The sequence below is a fragment of the Stenotrophomonas sp. HMWF003 genome, from assembly GCF_003061285.1.
GTDB classification, from domain to species: domain Bacteria; phylum Pseudomonadota; class Gammaproteobacteria; order Xanthomonadales; family Xanthomonadaceae; genus Stenotrophomonas; species Stenotrophomonas maltophilia_AP.
The window spans coordinates 948-1,409 of record NZ_QAIW01000303.1; the positions used below are offsets into that span (position 1 = coordinate 948).

The 462-nt window shown below is 71.6% G+C and carries 1 protein-coding gene; it reads left to right on the forward strand.

Going from position 1 to position 462, the window contains the following annotated elements:
* Window positions 1–462: serine hydrolase domain-containing protein (locus tag DBR34_RS12460; protein WP_219928283.1), on the forward strand; the 462-nt coding region annotated here is incomplete at both ends.

The window sequence follows — 462 nt, forward strand, 5'->3', positions numbered from 1 at the left end:
CGCGCGGCTGGTCGAACAGGGCGTGCTGACGTGGGATGCACCGTTGTCGGCGATGCTGCCCGACCTGGCCGCGCAGATGCAGCCGGCCTACCGCGACGTCACGCTGGTGCAGCTGTTGTCGCACCGCGCCGGCCTGCCGGAGAACCTCACCGATGGCGCCGCACTGGATGCCTTCTTCACCGACGCCCGCGCCCTGCCGGTGCAACGCGAGGCCTACATCAAGGCGGCGCTGTCCGAAGCACCGGTGCATCCGCCGGGCACCGAATTTGCCTACAGCAACAGCGGTTTCCTGGTCGCGGCGGTGATCGCCGAGCGCGCCACCGGCACGGACGTGGAGACGCTGATCCGGCGCGAGGTCTTCCAGCCGCTGGGCATGACCGGGGCCGGGTTCGGCGCACCGCCGGCCGGGCAACTGCTGGGCCATCGTGCCGGCAAGCCCGTCACCGCGGCACCGCAGAAGGC